This is a genomic window from Nostoc sp. C052 (genome assembly GCF_013393905.1).
Lineage (GTDB): Bacteria > Cyanobacteriota > Cyanobacteriia > Cyanobacteriales > Nostocaceae > Nostoc.
Window position 1 is genome coordinate 7,531,452 of sequence record NZ_CP040272.1, and the last position, 18,337, is coordinate 7,549,788.

Genomic DNA, 18,337 nt, shown 5'->3' on the forward strand with positions numbered 1-18,337 from the left:
CAACGGCAACTACTTGGTACGATAAAGTACAGAGTGTCACAACTTACTCTCAAGTAAACACAAAAGGAATGGGTACATGGGAAAAGGGAGATTAGAAGCATTCAGCGATGGGGTGATTGCTATCATCATCACTATCATGGTGCTGGAAATCAAAGTGCCGCATGGGTTCGATTTAGCTGCGCTGCGTCCGCTAATCCCGGTATTTCTCAGCTATGTGCTGAGTTTTATTTATATTGGCATCTACTGGAACAATCACCATCACCTATTACAAGCAGTCCGACAGGTTAATGGGCGTATACTTTGGGCTAATCTGCATTTGCTGTTTTGGTTGTCCTTAGTCCCCTTCGTCACTGGCTGGATGGGCGAGAATCACTTTGCCGCCGTGCCAGTTGCCCTTTATGGTACGGTATTGTTGTTGGCTGCGATCGCCTACTACATTCTTAGCCGTGCCCTCGTTTCTCACCACGGTAGGGATTCAACTCTAGCGATCGCAATCGGTGAAGACTTCAAAGGGAAAGTATCAGTAGTTTTCTATGCTGTGGCAATTCCACTTGCCTTTGTGAACTCATGGTTGGCTTGTGCATTTTACGTTTTAGTTGCAATCATCTGGCTTATCCCAGATCGTCGCATTGAGAAGACTCTCACTTCCTAAACTAATTACGAGTTATTTTAAAGCATTACCAAACTACCTTGTGGTTCTTCTTCAAGTTCATAACCATTGGCCAATTTTTCAATTGTTTGGTCAATCATTGCCAAACCCTGATCTACTTTTTCAACTAAACTTAGCTGTCCTCGAAGTTCGGCAGCACCAACGAAACCCTTAGCATACCAAGTCATGTGCTTACGAGCTTGACGTACACCGCGATCGCCTTTATATTCCCACAAGGCTTGTAAATGATCTCTTGCACATTCCAAACGCTGAATCGGGGTAGGTGTCGGTAATATCTCCCCAGTTTTCAGGAAGTGATCGATTTCTCCCACCAAAAATGGATAACCCAAAGTTCCACGAGAACACATAACACCATCAGCGCCAGTCTGTTCTAAACATTTCACCGCCGCTTCAACAGAAAAAATATCTCCGTTCCCAATTACTGGAATAGAAAGCACTTCTTTGACACGGGTAATCCATTCCCAACGGGCATTACCGTTGTACCCTTGGGCGCGAGTGCGTCCATGTACTGTAATCATTTTTGCCCCGGCATCTTCCATCCGCTTGGCAAAGTCGAGAATCGTAATTTCGTTATCATTCCAGCCAATACGGGTTTTTACTGTCACGGGGACATCAACAGCTTTTACCACTTCCCGCACAATTGCTTCTGCTACTTCTGGTTGCCGCAACAACGAAGAACCACCACCATTTTTAGTGATTTTATTAACCGGACAACCCATATTAATATCAACAGTATCAGCACCTTCGGCAACTGCCTTGATTGCTGCTTCTGCTAAGAAATCTGGACGACAATCAAATAGTTGAACACTAATTGGACGCTCATTTTGGTCTACCTCCATGATTTTGGGTAATTGCTTGACATAATGCAACCCCGTAGCATTCACCATTTCGGTATACATCATTGAATCTGGGGCATAGCGACGCACGATACGGCGAAACACCATATCTGTCACTCCAGATAGAGGCGACTGGAGAACCCGACTTTTGACCTCAAAGGAGCCAATCTTTAAGGGTTGGGAAAGTCTAGCTTGGAGAATGGGAGAGAGCGAAATCATACAAAAAATTAAAACTTACTTATGCGGATGAAAAATAGCAGGAATATTTAGGGGTATTTGTCATCACTGCTCATTTTAGGTTACGTATCCGGTAAAGGGCATTGGGCATTGAAAAGAGGCAGAAGGGCGGGGTGCAGGGTGCGGAAGGGAAAACTCTTCTCCCTTGCTCCCTGCTCCCCTGCTTCTTCCCCAGTCTCTAGAACACCCGATGCTGTAAAGAGGGCATTTGACGGCGGACTTGTTCTAGCCTAGTAGGCTTGATTTCTGCGATCGCAATTCCCGGTTTTTCTCCAGCATCGGCTAAAATTACACCCCAAGGGTCAATAATGACGGCGTGGCCGTGGGTTAGGCGGCGACCGTAGTTATTCCCCGTTTGGGCAGGAGCAATGACGTAAGCGGTATTTTCGATGGCTCTGGCTTGTAGTAGTACTTGCCAGTGGTCTTTGCCTGTAAAGGCGGTAAAGGCGGCGGGAATAAAGATAACATCGGCTCCCTTATCTGCCAGATGACGATACAGTTCCGGGAAGCGGACATCATAACAAATAGAAAGCCCTAGATTACCGAGTTTTTCTGAGAAATACACGGGGGGTAGTTGCGTACCAGCCACAACTGTGCTGGATTCGCGATAGGTGTTGCCGTCGGGGACATCAACATCAAATAGGTGTACCTTGTAGTAGCGGGCAAGTTCTTCACCGCTGGGATCGATGAGTAGAGTAGTGTTATAAACTTTGCCTGTATTATCTACCGGAAGTGGAAAGCTGCCGCCCAAGATCGTAATTTGAAAGCGTTGGGCCATTTTTTTGAGAAATTTTTCACTTTCAAGAGCGATCGCATCCCCTTGTGCGAGTTTATCTTTTTCTTCTCCCATATAGGAAAAGTTTTCTGGCAAACCCACCAATTCAGCACCTTGACGCACGGCAAGCTCTATTAATTCTTCTGCCTGTGCCAAATTTTTCTGTAAATCGGGCACACTGGTCAATTGAATAGCGGCGGCTAAATAAGACTTCATAGATTCAACAACGAACAGTTGATTTATGGAAGATAGATTATCAAAATATATCGCTACTTCAACATCTGTGGAACTTAATTAGAAATACATCAGTGTTGATTTTCTCTAACAGACTTGTTTTATTGCTGATTTTAATCTGTCTCTAGGTTCTAGCAAACTGAGCAAGATTGCAATTAGGTTGTGATCAAACCCTGATAAAAGCTGTCTAGTGTGAATTCATCTGTTGCAATCATTTTTCAAATTAGTATAAATTTTTTATTTATGGATTTATTTATGGGGATTGTTAATTTTGAATGATAAATTATCCAATATTGTGGGGTGGGCATCTTGCCATTGGTATCAACTTAACGTGAAAGCTAGCCTAGAATCAGCTTTTAGATATTTTTACGTTTGCCTCGTTTGCCTCGTTCTCAGTCGGAGACTGGGAATGCCGTCCTGGAGGCAGAGCCGCTTTTGAGTTGCATTTCCAGCCTCCGGCTGGAAACGAGGTTTTAAAGGAGTTTCAGCTTAAGTTGACTTTTGCCTTGCGGTAGATATTAGCGTATAGAAATTGGTAGTGCAGAAATTAGGGAATTGTTTTTGAGGTAGAAAACTCCTAAAAATCTTCTGAAACTGTATACAAATGTAAACAAGTCTGGGAGACGAGGAATTGGTGTCTCTCAAACTTGTTTATAAAAATTAACTTAAAGTTAGAAAAAAATGGATAACTCAAGAGGATTTTATTGCCGATTGAGTTTCAAAGATGCTTTTCGAGAGTGGAAGCCAATGTAGTTTTAGGCACGGCGCCGACCACCATATCGACTTTGTGTCCACCCTTAAAAATCATTAACGTGGGAATGCTGCGGATGCCGTACTGACTAGCAACTTGAGGATTTTCATCTGTGTTGACTTTTACGACCTTTATTTGACCTTTGTACTGTTCGGAAATTTCATCGACAACAGGAGCTACCATACGGCATGGTCCGCACCAGGGTGCCCAAAAGTCCACTAAAACAGGTACATCGCTTTCGAGTACTTCTTGCTTAAAACTAGAATCGGTAACTTGTGCGGCTGCTGACATGCCTAAAACCTTCGCCAATAATATCTGAGCTTGGTGAAAATTCTACCATAGCAAAAACCTCAGCTTGGAGGTAGAGGATGTACATTTGCAAAGAAGCTCTAGAATTTATTTACAAACATAAGGAACCGCCCGAACAGTAGTCCGGGCGGAGTGTGGTGTGAGGAGTGAACGGAAACATGCGTCTCCGCTATCTCCATTGTAGGTGACATATCGGATTTTTCCAGCAATTGTTTGGGGGCTGGAAAAATTTATTGAAGAATTGGGCATTGGGCATTGAAAAGAGGCAGAGGGGCGGGGTGCGGGGGGCAGAGGGGAAAACTCTGCTCCCTTGCTTCTTCCTGGCTCCCTTATCTCCTTAAATCCCTTTACTTACCCATACCTAATTGTTGAGCTTTTTGGTAAACTTTACCCTCGGTTAATAGGGAAGGCGCAATCACAACTTCGACTTGCTGCATTTCTTTAATATTTTTCGCTCCTAAAGTGCCCATGCTCGTCTTTAAGGCTCCTACAAGGTTGTGTGTGCCATCATCTAGTCCTGCTGGGCCAAGGAGTATTTGCTCTAGGCTACCAGTGCTGCCAACGCGAATGCGGGTGCCACGAGGTAAGACGGGGCTGGGAGTTGCCATGCCCCAATGAAACCCCCGCCCTGGGGCTTCTGTGGCTCTGGCAAAGGGGGAACCAATCATCACACCATCGGCACCACAGGCGATACATTTGCAAATGTCGCCACCAGTGATTAAACCGCCATCAGCAATAATGGGGATATAGTTACCAGTTTCGTTGTAGTAATCATCTCGTGCGGCGGCACAATCAGCGATCGCAGTTGCTTGTGGCACACCCACACCTAACACCCCACGAGAAGTACAAGCCGCACCTGGCCCAATTCCCACTAGTATCCCAGCTGCCCCAGCTTTCAACAAATTCAAGGTAACTTCGTAAGTTACGCAATTCCCCAACACCACGGGGATGGGCATGGAACGGCAAAATTCTGCTAAATCAAGTGGTACTAAAGACTCTGGTGAAAGATGTGCAGTAGAAACGACTGTAGCTTGGACAAAAAATAAATCGGCCCCAGCTTTTGCCACCGCCTCACCATATTTACTTGCACCGGCTGGAGTTGCACTTACCGCTGCAATGGCACCTTGTTGTTTAATTTCCTGAATACGTTGTTCAATTAATTCCGGCTTTATTGGTTCGGCATAGAGTTCTTGCATCAAGGCAACAAATTCATCTTTCCCCACAGAGGTAATTCGATCTAATATTGGCTCTGGATCAGCATAGCGAGTTTGAATCCCCTCTAAATTGAGGACACCTAATGCTCCTAACTGTGACAAACGTACAGCTACACGAACATCTACTACGCCATCCATTGCACTGGCAATTATCGGGATTTCTCGCTCAATATTACCAATACGCCACTTAGTATCTGCCAAACTAGGGTCTAGTGTTCTGTTACCAGGGGCTAGAGCAATTTCATCTATTCCGTAAGCTCTGCGAGCTGTTTTTCCCCGCCCAAGTTGAATTTCCACGCTTTAAATCTTCTCAAATCTGTTTAAGCTAGGGTATCAAATTGTGGGCGGAGTTGGAGTGTTTTTTTCCTGAACTACACTAGACATTTCCGAACTGTCTAAGCTGCGGCTCAAAACTTTGGTGGATGCAAAATACACACCAAGGAAGCAAATGAGGAAAAGTTGTTTATTTGTTTAACTGAGTTGATGCTAATAATCTTGACGTTATAGTAATCCTATCTGAATTTGTGAAAATTCGTGGTTTCCAGATCCCCGACTTCTTTAAAGAAGTTGGGGATCTAATTTTTCACGAGTGATTTAGTAATGCTAGATGTTCTCTTTCTTTGCTTGTCTTTACTTAGGTCAAGATCATCCAAATTTCCCTAAATGCCACCAAATTGGAATATTTTGCATCGTTTTCAAGCGATAAATCTTGAGATTCAGAAGATTTTCAAATCCAAAATCCAAAATCCAAAATCCAAAATTGATTTGATTTACCGTTTGTTTTTAGCGGCATCAACACCAGTGTAACCAGTCGCTAACCAAAGTATCGCTCTTGCCCCATCGCGAACAGATTTTTCGATAGATTCAGGAGGTTTTTCTGAAGGAACTGGCACCGGTTTTAAATAAATACCCCGACTACCCAAAATAATTTCGCCAATGACACAGGCCCGGCGCATGTGGAAGTCTGAAGTAATCAAATAAACGCTCTTGATTCCACGACGTTGCAAATCATCCACCAACGTAGTAAAATTGGTAACTGTATCTACTGCTTCGTAATCCAAGTGTAAACGTTTAGGATCGACACCAGCTTTGGTAAACACTCGTTGGGTGAATGTACGTGGACTACCGCCTGTAATCCAAATTGGTATATTTGGATGCTCGCGAACGAATTTTGCTGTAAACTTCTCTCGCTCTAAATGTTTCGTTGAACCACCCAACACTACAACTGCTTGCGGCTGCACAAATTGGTTTTGTACTTCTTTGTATCCCCACCAGATGATTAGCGGTAGGGCAAAAGCCGTAAAACGCAAAGATTTACCTGTAAAGATTAGCTTATTCAAGGCTCAATAACTTTATTTACTCAGTCCAAAATTTTCTCTGACTAGAAGAAAAAAACAATTGATAGTAGAGTAGCAAACTTCCAAAGAATATGCCCAAATATAAATTTGGTTGATTCTTGTATTGCAACGCGATTAAGCGTGCTTGAAGTTTTTCCTCTAATTGATGGATTATCCTAACCTGTCTCGGACGATTCATCAAAGGGTGTTAACCACTTTATATAGTGCTTCTCATTTCTATGATGGACAAGGTAGGTAGCACAGTTGCTTATGCTACCTCACAACTGCTATATATATAAATTGCCTGAAGACAACGGGACTGGTGCGACTTGAACGCACGACCTGACGCTTAGGAGGCGTCCGCTCTATCCAACTGAGCTACAACCCCAACTACGAAGCATATATAATTGTAGCAGCAGTTTTAGCGAGATTGCCAACAATTATCCCAAGAGCCGCCGCCTACTTCTAAACCACACAGAAGACTTTCTGCTTTAAGAATTATTTTAGATTTTCTCCCATTTAGTTCTCGTAATTCTAAATTTAGTTTTCCTTGCATGGTGTCTCGGCAACAGTATTTTAAACCTTCCGCTGTGGGCGCACGTAGAGGTTTACCAGGTAGATGGGTGGTTCCTGTCAATTCAATTTCGTAGCTTGAGTTACTAGCTTTCATTTGCCATCTACCCCAAGGCTGAATTTCCCAATCTACTTGGGAATTCCAGGGAACGAATTCATAAAACTTGCCTTGATAGTGTAAGCCAATCATCGCTACAGATTCCATCCACCACAGTACGCCCCGCCTTCCACCGCCAGCAGTTAATGCTAAATCGGGTTCGCCTTCAAAGCAATTGCAATTTATCCAAAACCATTTTTGCGGAAAAGCACCACCCCAATTTTTCTCGCCGTAGGCTGGGGCGTTGGTGAATTCGTAGATTTTACCATTCCAGTCAATTTTTCCGCTGGCTAGACCGTGAGCCATCAAAATTTGCCATCCTGGTTCAAAAATCTGCAAGAATGACAGCCAGCCTGCGGTTGATTGCTGAATGCTATTTTGATTTCCCCAACCGTATACTGGTTGAATTTCATACTGCCAACGGCAATAATTATTGGTGGCGCGTTCGCGAATTATTCCCTGATTCAAGGTGGCTGTAGCTTGATAGCCTTCTTGAACATGATGCTCAAACTCTGCTGGTAGCAGGTATAGGGGAGAAACTTGCAAATCTGTTTTACCCCAATGACCTAAACCCAGAACATCTCGACTACCCCAAAATTTATTGACATCAGGGAAAGTACGACATAAATATTCATCATCCGGGCCGAGAATTTGGGCTGCACCGCCACTGTGAGGTTTACCGCCGATGGGGTCTTCAATGGAGTACATAAAGGCGAATGTTTGTCCAATTTCCGGTAGCGTAACGCGGTAATACCAGCCTTCAAAGAAGCGGCGACTAGTGTCATCCCAGTGATAACCAGAATGGGGCGTTTGGAGAGAATTTACGGGAATAGTTAACATAGATATAGTTGCCGATTTTTTCAGTATGCGCGATCGCTTCGATATCAATGATGCTTATGAAATTCTTGGGCTAGAACCCGGTGCTTCTCAAGCACAGGTGAAGCGAAATTACCGTAAACTGGTGAAAATTTGGCATCCCGATCGCTTTGTTGACCAAAAGCAAAAGCAGGAAGCTGAAGAAAAAATTAAATCAATCAATGCAGCTTACAACAAGCTCAAATCTGAAAGTCCATCTGAGCCTCCCCTTCCTGAAAATCCCTCTTCATCTTCGCCTAAAAATCCCCCAAAAATATCTGTCAATCGTTGGGATGCAGAAACTTTCTATACTTTAGGGGTAGAGAATGCTACTAGAGGAAGATATGAAGATGCGATCGCAGATTTTACCCACGCCATTCGTCTCAATCCTTACTATGTTGAAGCATATAAGTATCGGGGGCTAGTTTGTTCTCAACTGGGATACGAATATAGAGCTGCTTCAGATTTAAATAAAGCTGCACAAATAGAAGAAGAGTTAAGAAATCCGGGTGCTGCGCGTGTATCGCGATCGCCTAGATATGTATCAAAACCTAGACCTTTGGTAGAAAGATTTTGTCAGAGGATAAAAAGTTTACTGCGATTAAATCGGCGTTGGAGATAGCAGCACTACATCTGGAGTTAGTTAATACTTATACTTGGGAATACTAAGTATAGTTAGATTTGCTGCTGATTTCCTAGTATGAGCGATCGCCTTGACATAAATCATGTTTACGATATCCTGGGGTTAAAACCAGGTGCATCTGTTGATGAGGTTAAGCAAGCTTACCGCCAGATAGCTAAGACTTGGCATCCAGATTGTTTTATTGAACCGCAGCAAAAGCTAGAAGCGGAAGAAAAAATCAAAGAAATCAATCAAGCTTATGCAAAGTTAAAGTCTTATCAGCCAGATGAGACAAATAAATCTGCTTCCACTTTTACCAAAATTGATTTAACTCCATCCAATGCTGAAAGTTTGTACAAACTGGGCATAGAGAAAGCTCAAAGAGGAAAATATACTGAAGCAATAGAATACTTTACCCAAGCGATTCGTCTTAACACCAACTACTTTGAAGCCTATAAATACCGAGGGCTTGCTTGCTCAAAACTAGGATATGAAAATAGGGCTTGGTCAGATTTCAAAAATGCCAAAGAACTGGAACTGAAACAGGAAAAAGCACCACCTAAACCTACATCACCACCGCCAAAGCCACCAACACCTGAAACTATATCGCCACCACCACCTGAATCACAGTCTCAACCTTCACCGTGGAAATGTCTACACACTCTGACTCATTTGAACTGGGTTTTTACAACTGCAATTAGTCCAGATGGGCAAATTTTGGCTAGTGGAAGTAGTGATAATACTATCAAGATTTGGCATCTCGACACAGGGAAATTATTACATACTCTCACTGGTCATAGAAAATGGGTAAGATGCCTAGCCTACAGCCCAAATAGCCAAACTCTGGTTAGTGGTAGTGATGACAGCAGCATGATGATTTGGGAAGTGTCTACAGGTAAATTACTCAATACACTCAAAGTACATTCAACCCCAGTTTTTTCTGTAATCATTAGTCCAGATAGTCAGACTATCCTAAGTGGCGGTACAGACACTACTATCAAGGTTTCCCATATAGAGATGGGATTATTGCACGTCCTCAAAGGTCATTCTGACTTGGTTCATTGCCTTGCTATTTGCCCAAAACAGCAGATTTTAATCAGTGGTAGTGCAGACAATACAATTAAAACGTGGAATTTGAAGAGTAAAAAACTGCTACAAACTCTCAAAGGGCATTCAGGTTGGGTGACTTGTGTCGCCATTAGCCCTGATGGAGAAATTTTAGCTAGTAGCAGTTATGACCAGACTATCAAGTTATGGAATATCAATACAGGTAAGCTAATTAACACACTTGCTGGACATCACAGTTATGTTTGGTCTGTTGCTTTTAGCCCTGATGGTCAGAATCTTGCCAGTGCTAGCGCGGACTGTACCATAAAGTTATGGCACATTAGCACTGGACAACAACTCTACACGCTGGGCAACCATTCAGATTGGGTTAACTCTGTTGCTTTCAGCCCTGATGGCAAAACTTTGGTTAGTAGTAGTCGAGATATGACCATCAAGCTTTGGCGATGCGACATCTAACAACAAATGAAAAATTTAGAGAATTGAAGCAAATTGCTAGATTTTTCGATCAATCCATTAATTGACAGTTTAATAACATCCATCTTTGGGATACTCTTTCTCTTGATTAAGCATTAACTCTCTAAAGATTCAGTATTAACTCCCTGGAGATAGAGCCACTTGTTTTAGGGCAGAGGTTATTCTGAGATTACCAACAGTTGAGTAGTAAATAAAACTCAATATTTATCAGCAACATATATTTTCAGTTCATTAAAATCTCTTGTTTTTAGAAAGCTTTAGTTTGTCAATATCCTATTTGAGGAGTGAAATCAATGTCTATTCCCAATGAACGCGAAATCAAAAACAGTGAAGTTAAGCAAGAATCTTACACTGATATTAATGGCAATACTCAGACCAATTTCACACAAACCACTGAAACAGTTAAGAACAATACAACTAATCCCAACACTTACACTAACGGTTACGTACATGGTCGAAATGTTGAGCGTAACTACCAGCAAGCAGATTTAGCGCAGCGTGATGAAAACAATGCTAGTGGTGGTTTGCTGTTGGGTATTATCATAACTTCCCTGCTTGGTTTGGTTATAGGTGGGGTTTGGTACTTCAACCAGCAGAATAACGCTGCGGTTAATAATGCTGTGCCAGTAGTGGTTCCTGTACCGAGTAAGAGTAATCCAACGCCCAGTGCATCTCCTCAACCACCAACGACGATAATCGAAAGAACTAGGGAAGTACCTGTACCTGTTGCTGTTCCTGTTCCCCAACAGCAGGCTGTGCCTCCATCTGCACCTCGCCAACCGAATATTAACATTACTATTCCACCCCAACAGCCTGCGGCAGAAAAAGCACCTTCTATAACTCAGCCAACCCCGAAAGCGGCACAAAATCCGGCGACAAGTCCAACTACTAATACTCCGACTTCACAGAACGATAGTTCAGGTACGAAAAGTGATAGCTCTAAAACTACTCCACCTCAAGGAGTAGACCAATCAAACAGTACATCTAATAGTGGTTCTTCTACCGCAGGTGATGCGACTACAGGTAATTAGAACTCTTGCAAAAGTGCTTTTTGCACTCTCGTGGGAAAAGGGTAAAGCCTTCGGCTGGGGAAAGGGGTAAAGGGGATTTTCTTCCCTTTCCCCTTTACCCTTTCCCCCTTCCTCTTTTCCCGACTTATGCAAGAAGTTTATTCTGGTCAATAACGGCTTCTGAACTTTTAGCCCACTTGATAATGTCGGTATTCATGCCAATATATAACAAGTGGGATAATTCTTAAGCAATATTTCGGAATTATTGCGATAAATTAATGGTAATCAAGTTTAGTAAATGTGTGTTGTAGCTAAACAAACACAATGCTAGATTAAGACCAAGGTACAAACAGGTTAAAAGTTAAACAAAACTTTCAAGTTAGAGCCTGTGCCTCCTGCTCTAATGTTCTCGCGATCGCTCCGAAGTTGTGGCATCCATTGAATGTATTTGCCTTAAGTTCAATGAGTTGTTTTGGAGGTTTTAAAACGCACTGCCAGAAAATGCCTGCCTAGTTGGAATTTTAGGATGTGCAATTCTGAGTATAGCGATCGCGAATACTGTCCACCAAATTTTAAATTTAGTTACTCCTGAATTCTCCAATCTTCAAGAAACCGCCCCAAGCTGCTGACATTTATCTATCGTAGCTTCCGGCGGTTTCTGCTTTGAGTGTTATTGCATTTAAATTGCACTCAGACCAGCAAAAGCTGTCCTTTGTCATTAGTAATTTATTTTGACTAATGATCAATGACTAATGACCAATGACTAATGACCAATGACTAATGACCAATGACCAATGACCAATGACTAATGACCAATAACTAATCACTAATTAAGGTAATTACAGTCACTTCTGGCGGACAAAATAAACGTCCTGGGCGGTAAGTTCCTAAACCACGATTGACATATAGTTGATTTTCTTCTACCTTGTGAAACCCTTGCGCCCACTCCCAATATCGCACTACTTTAGAACAGTCTCCTAGAAAAAATGTTATCCAACGCCGCAATTTTTTGGGAATTTGTTTGAGTAGCTTTTTGTAATAAAATACTAGAGGGCCAATACCCGGAATTACGATGTGACCACCGTGGGTATGACCAGATAGTTGCAAATCTACGCGCCATTGTTGCAATATCTTGGCTGTATCTGGGTTATGAGATAAAACAATCCGCGGTGTCACAGAATCTAGTTGATTCATAACTGGTGCGGGGTAAAATTCCCGTGACCAATAATCAGCTAGTCCAACGAATGGTAATTCTTTTCCTAGTGGATAGGCAATTTCATTCCAAAGCACATGCACCCCAATGCTAGTTAACGCCTGTGTAACTTCTACTTTGGAGTGGCTGTAATAGATATCGTGGTTCCCAAGTACGGCGTAAATACCACAGCGACTTTGCAAATGTTTGAGTCGAAGCACCAGTTGGTGAATTGGTGCAGGATCGTCAGTTACGTAGTCACCAGTTAATAAAATTAAATCTGGTTCAGCTTCGTTAGTAACTGCGATCGCTTTTTCTAACATATCTTCCGACAGTCGCAAACCATCATAGTGAAAATCTGACAACTGTACTAACGTTGTACCTTGTAAAGATGCAGGAAGTTTTGCAATCTTAACCGTTATTTTATCTACTCTTAAATGTCCCGTAAACAACCAATGCATAAGCAAACCGATACTCCTCATACCAGCGCTTACAGCTTACCAAAAATAAAAATGTAACTTGATAAAATGCAATAATTTATGTCATCTACTCCAGATACAATTGATTCATTGATTCAAAGTTATGCGGTCAAAACAAGTATTATTAGCCCAGAATCCCTGCTGTAATTGCGTTCTTTTATGTTGAATTTTGAATTACTGACTCACCTTGTAGGGTGATTATAGTAACTTCTGGGCGGCAAAATAAGCGTCCTGGGAGGTAAGTTCCCAAACCACGATTGACATATAGCTGATTTTTTCCTACTCGATGGAAACCTTGCGCCCATTCCCAATGGTCGACTACAGAAACATTGACTTCCAAAAATGGCATTAGACGCCGGATTTTTCTGGGTATTTTTTTTGCCAGCTTTTCGTAAAGCAACGCCGCAGGGCCAATTCCAGGAATCACGATTTGGCCGCCGTGAGTATGACCAGATAATTGTAAATCGACTCGCCATGCTTGTAATATCTCGGCCGTATCTGGATTGTGGGATAAAACGATGCAGGGTGTGTCGGGGTTTAGTTGGTTCATAACTGGTGCAGGGTGAAATTCCCGTGACCAACTATCTGCCAGTCCAACAAGTGGCAATTCTTTTCCTAGTGGATAGGCAATTTCGTTCCAAAGGACGTGAATACCAATGCTAGTGAGGGCTTTTGTAACTTCTGCTTGGGCTTGTTTGTGATATATATCGTGATTGCCAAGGATAGCGTAGATACCATTGCGACTTTGCAGATGTTTGAGTCGAAGTATCAGTTTATGAATCGGTGTCGGATCGTCAGTTACATAGTCACCAGTTAATAAAATTAAATCTGGTTCAGCTTCGTTAGTAACTGCGATCGCTTTTTCTAGCATATCCTCCGACAACCGCAAACCATCGTAGTGAAAATCTGATAATTGCACTACCTTCTTACCCTGTAACGATGCAGGCAACCCTGCAATGTTAACCGTCAATTTTTCTGTACTCAACGGCCCAGATAACAACCAGTGCATAAGACGTTTAATAAACTTCAATCATAGCGCTTACAGCTTAACTAAACATTGTCGGTTTGTGTGCAGCGACCAATGCAACTTATTGAAAATTTTATGAAAGCTCTAGGTTATAGCGTATTTATACTTACTCAAATCTAACATAACTTTGCTGTCAATTTATGTCGAGTACACTATCTTTCTTTGACAGAGAGGGTATATGGATTCAACCCTGAGATTATGAATAAAAATAATTGATATTACGTATATCAATCAACTCTAGGGTTAGAGTTTGTTTTTGTATAGTATACTGTATTACACAGTACCAGATTGAGCAAAAACACTTAAAGCTGTTTATGTCATCACTATTAGAGCCACAGTTCATCCAGGATTTTACCCACTTTGAGCAGCATGTAGCAAAACTGATTCATAAAGCAGATTGGACAGTTGAAACTGCAAAGACCAATCAACCTGGCTATGATTTAGTGGTCAAAAAAGGAAATCTAATTGGTGCTGTTCAGGTTAAATGGCTAAAAGGTAACGTAACAACACCGCAGCTTTTAAAATTTGCTGACTTTTTAGATTCTGAGGAAGGCAAAAAATTTAATTTTGGTTGGTTCATAACCACAAAAGGATTTAGCGGACCAGCATTGGCATTAATGAGAACCTGGGGTAAAGATACTAAAATTCGCTGTGGTATTGCCCATGAAAATAAGCTGGTTGGGATTGATGGTGATTCCGTCATTGGTGGCAGAGATAATCCTGAACCTCATGAAGAAACTAAACCAAAAAAAGTTTATTTTGGAGTTTTTACCTGTAAAGGTGGAGTAGGAAAAACAACTGTAGCAGGGCATTTAGCGGGAGCATTAGCACTGCAAGGGTTTAATGTGGCACTTGTGGACTTAGACCCAGAACAAAATCTACAAAAATTAGTAGGTGATGGTGTTTTTGTTCCCAATCCTAAAGGGGTAGGTACAACTATTCAAGTGTTTGATGGAAATGATTGGGATGAAGATGCTGCTCGTGACTGTCAAATAATAATTTGCGATTGCTCACCAGCACTAGAGCGTAATCCCCCAGAGCTAGTTAAGCGATTAGATTATTGTATTATTCCAACAACCTTCAATCCACTAGGAATAAGCAAGCATGGTAAAGTTATTCAATCAACTGTTAGAGAGATCCGTGAAATTAATAATGAAGCTCATTTATTTGTGCTAGTTAACAATTTTAAAGATCCTGGCATTAAGCGTTTAAGACTTTTACAAGAAGTCTACTCTAATGCTTATAAAGAAATTAGTAAAAGAGATAATAAATTTCATTGTATAGATCCAGAAGAAGTTTGTATTCGGGCTAGCGACTTACTTTATTATTGGGGTATACATATACTCGAAAACCCAGAAAATCCTGCCAGTAGATTAGCGTTTGATCTGGTTGGCGGAAGATGTTACCCACGTGAAGATTTTATCAACTTAGCAGATTACATTGAAAGAAAAGCTGGCATAGGTGTGCTTAGAGCTAATTAAGACTTTGAAGAAAATTATATAAATAAGTAGACACAATTAAATATAATTTGCGATGATTGCTTGTCTTCTCTACGAGAGGCTGCGCCCTAAGCGAAGCTATGCCGTAGCCTTTACGAGACGCTCCGCGAACACTTCGTACCCTGCGGGAAGGCTTACGCCAACGCAATGACAAACTATCTTATAGTTATTTAGATCCACCTACTTACTTAGCGATCGCTAATCTTCCGATAAAATTTTTAGTAATGCCTGTGCAGAAACAAAAATCTCTTTCTAGGATGACGGCGTAGAGAGAGAAAAACAAAAAATAACGCCTACCTATCTTAGGGTGGCGCTATTTTTTAATTTAATTCACAGTTAAAAATAGTTAAATGAATTTGCTAAATGTTCGTTGCTGATTGCCCGCAATTTTATATTTATACAGCACTGCGGTTGGTTAACAAGTTCCACAAGAAAACTGCGACAATTGCACCAAGAACTGCTACCGCGACACCTGGAATACTAAATGTAGGTGCTGCTAAAGCTAAGGTTCCCGTACTGAAGAATATACCTAAACTACCGCCAACAAAAGCACCGATGATTCCTAACAATATGGTTCCGAGAATTCCGCCGCCTTGATGACCAGGGTAGATAGCTTTTGCGATCGCACCAGCAATTAGACCTAAAACAATCCAAGCAAGAATATTCATTGTTATTAGTTGGGTAAACGTTTTTGACTTACAAATACATATTAACTATTTTCATTTTTCGCTCAATCTATCATCAGAATTAATTATGAATATCCATAAGGAATAGTTTAATGGCTATTGAGTTTTTTGATACATAATCCCACTGAGGTAGATAGTCAATTAAAAAAAAGCTCCTAGTAGGTCTTTAACTAGGGGCTTATCAAACTATTGCTTGGTAATTGCAGTATATGCATTTTTAATTAGCTCTCTCCTCTACTAGAAGAATTAAGCTGAGTTTTTAGAGACTGTCTCTAAAGTAATGTAAAGGAAGCGGAATAGGCGATTGAGACGACGGGTAACTTCATGTCTAACTTTTAATTTTGATTGCTTATGCCATTATTGCTGCCGATGATTCGATGGCTGACAAATGGCAACAGTCTGCGGTAAGACCAATGCATACTTAGAAAAATCAGACTTACCAAGGTTAGCAGCATGACGCTCAGAATCGTTGTATATGCCTTAATGTGCCACCAAAATCTATTTGCACCTAATTGCACAAACTTCCACAAGCTGGCTATATCAACGCTTTCGGTATCGTGAATAGTGATTGGTAAGGATGCTGCTGTGCTTTGTTGTGCAATTGTCATTTTAATTACTCCTTTAGACCCAAACTCTGAGGTATTTAACTTTAAATACGGCAAGTCGATAGATTTACTGTTATTTGTATCTAATATCTCATAGCTTGATGCAAGAAGCAAGTTTTAAGGGAATGGGGTATGGGGCATTGGGTATTAGTATTGAAAATTAGGTATTTACTAAAAGTAGTACCATTTTGAATTTTAGATTTTAGATTTTGGATTGGGAATCGCTTTCTGTGTCTGGGCTTTGTGAAACCATCTATTGCAATCATTTTTCAAATTGGTATAAAAACTATTTTCTAGTCCCCAGTCCCCAATCCCCAATCTCCAGTCCCCAATCCCCAGTCAAAATGCCTAATCAAATTTGGTTATCACAGTTGCAAAAACACAGAGCGATCGCAGTCATCCGCGCCCCTAAAATCGAAGTGGGAGAGCAAATGGCAATGGCTGTAGCCTCTGGGGGAATGCAGCTAATTGAAGTTACCTGGAATAGCGATCGCGCTGGGGAATTAATCAGTCAACTACGTTTGGAATTACCAGCCTGTATCATTGGCACTGGTACACTATTCAATGTGCAGCAGCTACAAGATGCGATCGCATCTGGGGCGCAATTCCTCTTCACACCCCACATCGATCCGGCAATGATTCAAGCAGCACAAGAAAAAAATGTGCCTATTATACCAGGAGCGTTAACCCCTACAGAAATTGTTACCGCCTGGAGTCAGGGGGCTAGTTGTGTAAAAGTGTTTCCTGTGCAAGCAGTAGGAGGGGCTGATTATATCAAAAGTTTGCAAGGGCCACTAGGTCAGATTCCTTTAATTCCGACTGGCGGCGTGACTCTCGAAAATGCCAAAGAATTTTTGCAAGCCGGAGCGATCGCTGTTGGTTTGAGCGGTGAATTATTTCCCAAAAAGCTTGTCATGGAAGGAAATTGGCAAGCGATCGCAACTCAGGCAAAAAACCTTATGCGACAGTTGGGTTAACTTAGAATCAAATCATCAAAATTTCACGTCTATTAAAGTAATAGATAGGGAAATAAAAGTGAAACCTGATAAGTTTCTCAAGACCCCATGATTTGAGTGTGAGTGTATCTAAAATGAAAAGACTGATTTATTCCGACTGGGTGCGTCGCTTACAAATACTCCTCACTGGTACAGCACTGTCCTTAAGTGTTTTTACTACTACTGGAACGAGTGAAGTTTGGGCGAATTCCAAAGATCAAGTGATTGCACAAACAATCCAGACATTACAACAATCGGATCAGCGCTGGATTCAAATTAATCTTTCAAAGCAACGATTAATAGCTTGGGAAGGTGACAAAGTAGTTTATGGAAGTGCTATTTCTTCTGGTAAAAAAGCTACTCCTACTCTTGTTGGTACTTTTAAGATTCAATCCAAGTTTAAAACTACGCGGATGCAGGGAGAAAACTATGATGTTCCCAACGTTCCTTATGCGATGTTTTATCAGGGTAATTACGCTATTCACGGAGCTTACTGGCATAAGAGATTTGGTACTCCAGTGAGCCACGGCTGTGTAAATATCGCACCTAAACATGCAAAATGGCTATTTCAGTGGGCATCAGTAGGTACACCAATAGTCATCCAGAAATAGTAGGTGAAGTAGCCAGAAGGCAATTTAGCTAAAATCATAAATAACAAAAAGTCAAGACAATTAAGTGATTCCCAGCAAGATTTTATGCTGGGAATCTTCGGAGTCGGAATTACTGAACTTGAAATAAAATAAAGAAGAGGGTATTCAACGATTTACCCAAAAAAATAAGCGTAAATCCTGA

Annotated in this window: 17 protein-coding genes and 1 tRNA gene; 7 read left to right on the plus strand and 11 right to left on the minus strand. The window is 41.5% G+C overall.

Annotation, left to right across the window (positions count from 1 at the left end; genetic code table 11):
• Nucleotides 1-76: 76 nt before the first annotated feature.
• Nucleotides 77-652 (plus strand): TMEM175 family protein, encoded by a 576-nt coding sequence (locus FD723_RS31015; protein WP_179068770.1) that lies wholly within the window; start codon nt 77-79, stop codon nt 650-652.
• 17 nt (nt 653-669) lie between these two features.
• On the opposite strand, the gene dusB is transcribed toward FD723_RS31015, so the two are convergent.
• From dusB to FD723_RS31050, 7 genes are all read right to left on the minus strand, one after another.
• Nucleotides 670-1,725 carry a tRNA dihydrouridine synthase DusB gene (gene dusB, locus FD723_RS31020; RefSeq protein ID WP_179068771.1) on the minus strand — a complete coding sequence of 352 codons (1,056 nt, stop codon included), beginning with the start codon at nt 1,723-1,725 and terminating at the stop codon, nt 670-672.
• 196 nt (nt 1,726-1,921) lie between these two features.
• A complete protein-coding gene (locus FD723_RS31025) occupies nt 1,922-2,734 on the minus strand; it encodes a carbon-nitrogen hydrolase family protein (protein ID WP_179068772.1) in 813 nt (270 codons plus the stop codon).
• Between the two features lie 736 nt (nt 2,735-3,470).
• Complete coding sequence (gene trxA, locus FD723_RS31030; protein ID WP_179068773.1) at nt 3,471-3,794, minus strand: thioredoxin; 324 nt, start codon at nt 3,792-3,794, stop codon at nt 3,471-3,473.
• A gap of 365 nt (nt 3,795-4,159) precedes the next feature.
• On the minus strand, nt 4,160-5,323 hold the full coding sequence (locus FD723_RS31035; RefSeq protein WP_179068774.1) for a GuaB3 family IMP dehydrogenase-related protein: 1,164 nt from the start codon (nt 5,321-5,323) through the stop codon (nt 4,160-4,162).
• A gap of 473 nt (nt 5,324-5,796) precedes the next feature.
• Nucleotides 5,797-6,366: a YdcF family protein gene (locus FD723_RS31040; RefSeq protein ID WP_179068775.1), complete on the minus strand. Its 570-nt coding sequence runs from the start codon at nt 6,364-6,366 to the stop codon at nt 5,797-5,799.
• A gap of 311 nt (nt 6,367-6,677) precedes the next feature.
• Nucleotides 6,678-6,751 (minus strand) — tRNA-Arg (locus FD723_RS31045).
• Between the two features lie 33 nt (nt 6,752-6,784).
• On the minus strand, nt 6,785-7,873 hold the full coding sequence (locus FD723_RS31050) for a tocopherol cyclase family protein (RefSeq protein WP_179068776.1): 1,089 nt from the start codon (nt 7,871-7,873) through the stop codon (nt 6,785-6,787).
• 25 nt (nt 7,874-7,898) lie between these two features.
• On the opposite strand from FD723_RS31050, the gene FD723_RS31055 reads away from it, so the two are divergent.
• The 3 genes from FD723_RS31055 (at nt 7,899) to FD723_RS31065 (ending at nt 11,083) form a co-directional block, all read left to right on the plus strand.
• Complete coding sequence (locus tag FD723_RS31055) at nt 7,899-8,510, plus strand: DnaJ domain-containing protein (RefSeq protein ID WP_179068777.1); 612 nt, start codon at nt 7,899-7,901, stop codon at nt 8,508-8,510.
• 78 nt (nt 8,511-8,588) lie between these two features.
• Nucleotides 8,589-10,034: a DnaJ domain-containing protein gene (locus FD723_RS31060; protein ID WP_179068778.1), complete on the plus strand. Its 1,446-nt coding sequence runs from the start codon at nt 8,589-8,591 to the stop codon at nt 10,032-10,034.
• A 311-nt stretch (nt 10,035-10,345) separates the two neighbouring features.
• On the plus strand, nt 10,346-11,083 hold the full coding sequence (locus FD723_RS31065) for a hypothetical protein (RefSeq protein WP_179068779.1): 738 nt from the start codon (nt 10,346-10,348) through the stop codon (nt 11,081-11,083).
• Between the two features lie 798 nt (nt 11,084-11,881).
• Here the strand turns inward: FD723_RS31065 and FD723_RS31070 are convergent.
• Both FD723_RS31070 and FD723_RS31075 read right to left on the minus strand, forming a co-directional pair.
• Nucleotides 11,882-12,715, minus strand: a complete 834-nt coding sequence (locus FD723_RS31070; RefSeq protein ID WP_179068780.1) for a metallophosphoesterase — start codon at nt 12,713-12,715, stop codon at nt 11,882-11,884.
• 175 nt (nt 12,716-12,890) lie between these two features.
• Nucleotides 12,891-13,742, minus strand: coding sequence for a metallophosphoesterase (locus FD723_RS31075; protein WP_179068781.1), 852 nt, complete (start codon nt 13,740-13,742; stop codon nt 12,891-12,893).
• A gap of 332 nt (nt 13,743-14,074) precedes the next feature.
• On the opposite strand from FD723_RS31075, the gene FD723_RS31080 reads away from it, so the two are divergent.
• Nucleotides 14,075-15,241 (plus strand): AAA family ATPase, encoded by a 1,167-nt coding sequence (locus tag FD723_RS31080; protein WP_179068782.1) that lies wholly within the window; start codon nt 14,075-14,077, stop codon nt 15,239-15,241.
• A 413-nt stretch (nt 15,242-15,654) separates the two neighbouring features.
• On the opposite strand, the gene FD723_RS31085 is transcribed toward FD723_RS31080, so the two are convergent.
• A complete protein-coding gene (locus FD723_RS31085; protein ID WP_179068783.1) occupies nt 15,655-15,927 on the minus strand; it encodes a GlsB/YeaQ/YmgE family stress response membrane protein in 273 nt (90 codons plus the stop codon).
• 353 nt (nt 15,928-16,280) lie between these two features.
• Nucleotides 16,281-16,553 carry a hypothetical protein gene (locus FD723_RS31090; protein ID WP_179068784.1) on the minus strand — a complete coding sequence of 91 codons (273 nt, stop codon included), beginning with the start codon at nt 16,551-16,553 and terminating at the stop codon, nt 16,281-16,283.
• A 341-nt stretch (nt 16,554-16,894) separates the two neighbouring features.
• On the opposite strand from FD723_RS31090, the gene FD723_RS31095 reads away from it, so the two are divergent.
• On the plus strand, nt 16,895-17,527 hold the full coding sequence (locus tag FD723_RS31095; RefSeq protein WP_179068785.1) for a bifunctional 4-hydroxy-2-oxoglutarate aldolase/2-dehydro-3-deoxy-phosphogluconate aldolase: 633 nt from the start codon (nt 16,895-16,897) through the stop codon (nt 17,525-17,527).
• A 113-nt stretch (nt 17,528-17,640) separates the two neighbouring features.
• Nucleotides 17,641-18,156, plus strand: a complete 516-nt coding sequence (locus tag FD723_RS31100) for a L,D-transpeptidase (RefSeq protein ID WP_179068786.1) — start codon at nt 17,641-17,643, stop codon at nt 18,154-18,156.
• The last annotated feature ends 181 nt before the right edge of the window (nt 18,157-18,337 follow it).

Coding starts and splice junctions, on each gene's coding strand:
- FD723_RS31015 (WP_179068770.1), top strand. CDS start 77: ATGGGAAAAGGGAGATTAGAAGCATTCAGCGATGGGGTGATTGCTATC.
- dusB (WP_179068771.1), bottom strand. CDS start 1,725: ATGATTTCGCTCTCTCCCATTCTCCAAGCTAGACTTTCCCAACCCTTA.
- FD723_RS31025 (WP_179068772.1), bottom strand. CDS start 2,734: ATGAAGTCTTATTTAGCCGCCGCTATTCAATTGACCAGTGTGCCCGAT.
- trxA (WP_179068773.1), bottom strand. CDS start 3,794: ATGTCAGCAGCCGCACAAGTTACCGATTCTAGTTTTAAGCAAGAAGTA.
- FD723_RS31050 (WP_179068776.1), bottom strand. CDS start 7,873: ATGTTAACTATTCCCGTAAATTCTCTCCAAACGCCCCATTCTGGTTAT.
- FD723_RS31055 (WP_179068777.1), top strand. CDS start 7,899: ATGCGCGATCGCTTCGATATCAATGATGCTTATGAAATTCTTGGGCTA.
- FD723_RS31060 (WP_179068778.1), top strand. CDS start 8,589: ATGAGCGATCGCCTTGACATAAATCATGTTTACGATATCCTGGGGTTA.
- FD723_RS31065 (WP_179068779.1), top strand. CDS start 10,346: ATGTCTATTCCCAATGAACGCGAAATCAAAAACAGTGAAGTTAAGCAA.
- FD723_RS31070 (WP_179068780.1), bottom strand. CDS start 12,715: ATGCATTGGTTGTTTACGGGACATTTAAGAGTAGATAAAATAACGGTT.
- FD723_RS31075 (WP_179068781.1), bottom strand. CDS start 13,742: ATGCACTGGTTGTTATCTGGGCCGTTGAGTACAGAAAAATTGACGGTT.
- FD723_RS31080 (WP_179068782.1), top strand. CDS start 14,075: ATGTCATCACTATTAGAGCCACAGTTCATCCAGGATTTTACCCACTTT.
- FD723_RS31085 (WP_179068783.1), bottom strand. CDS start 15,927: ATGAATATTCTTGCTTGGATTGTTTTAGGTCTAATTGCTGGTGCGATC.
- FD723_RS31090 (WP_179068784.1), bottom strand. CDS start 16,553: ATGACAATTGCACAACAAAGCACAGCAGCATCCTTACCAATCACTATT.
- FD723_RS31095 (WP_179068785.1), top strand. CDS start 16,895: ATGCCTAATCAAATTTGGTTATCACAGTTGCAAAAACACAGAGCGATC.
- FD723_RS31100 (WP_179068786.1), top strand. CDS start 17,641: ATGAAAAGACTGATTTATTCCGACTGGGTGCGTCGCTTACAAATACTC.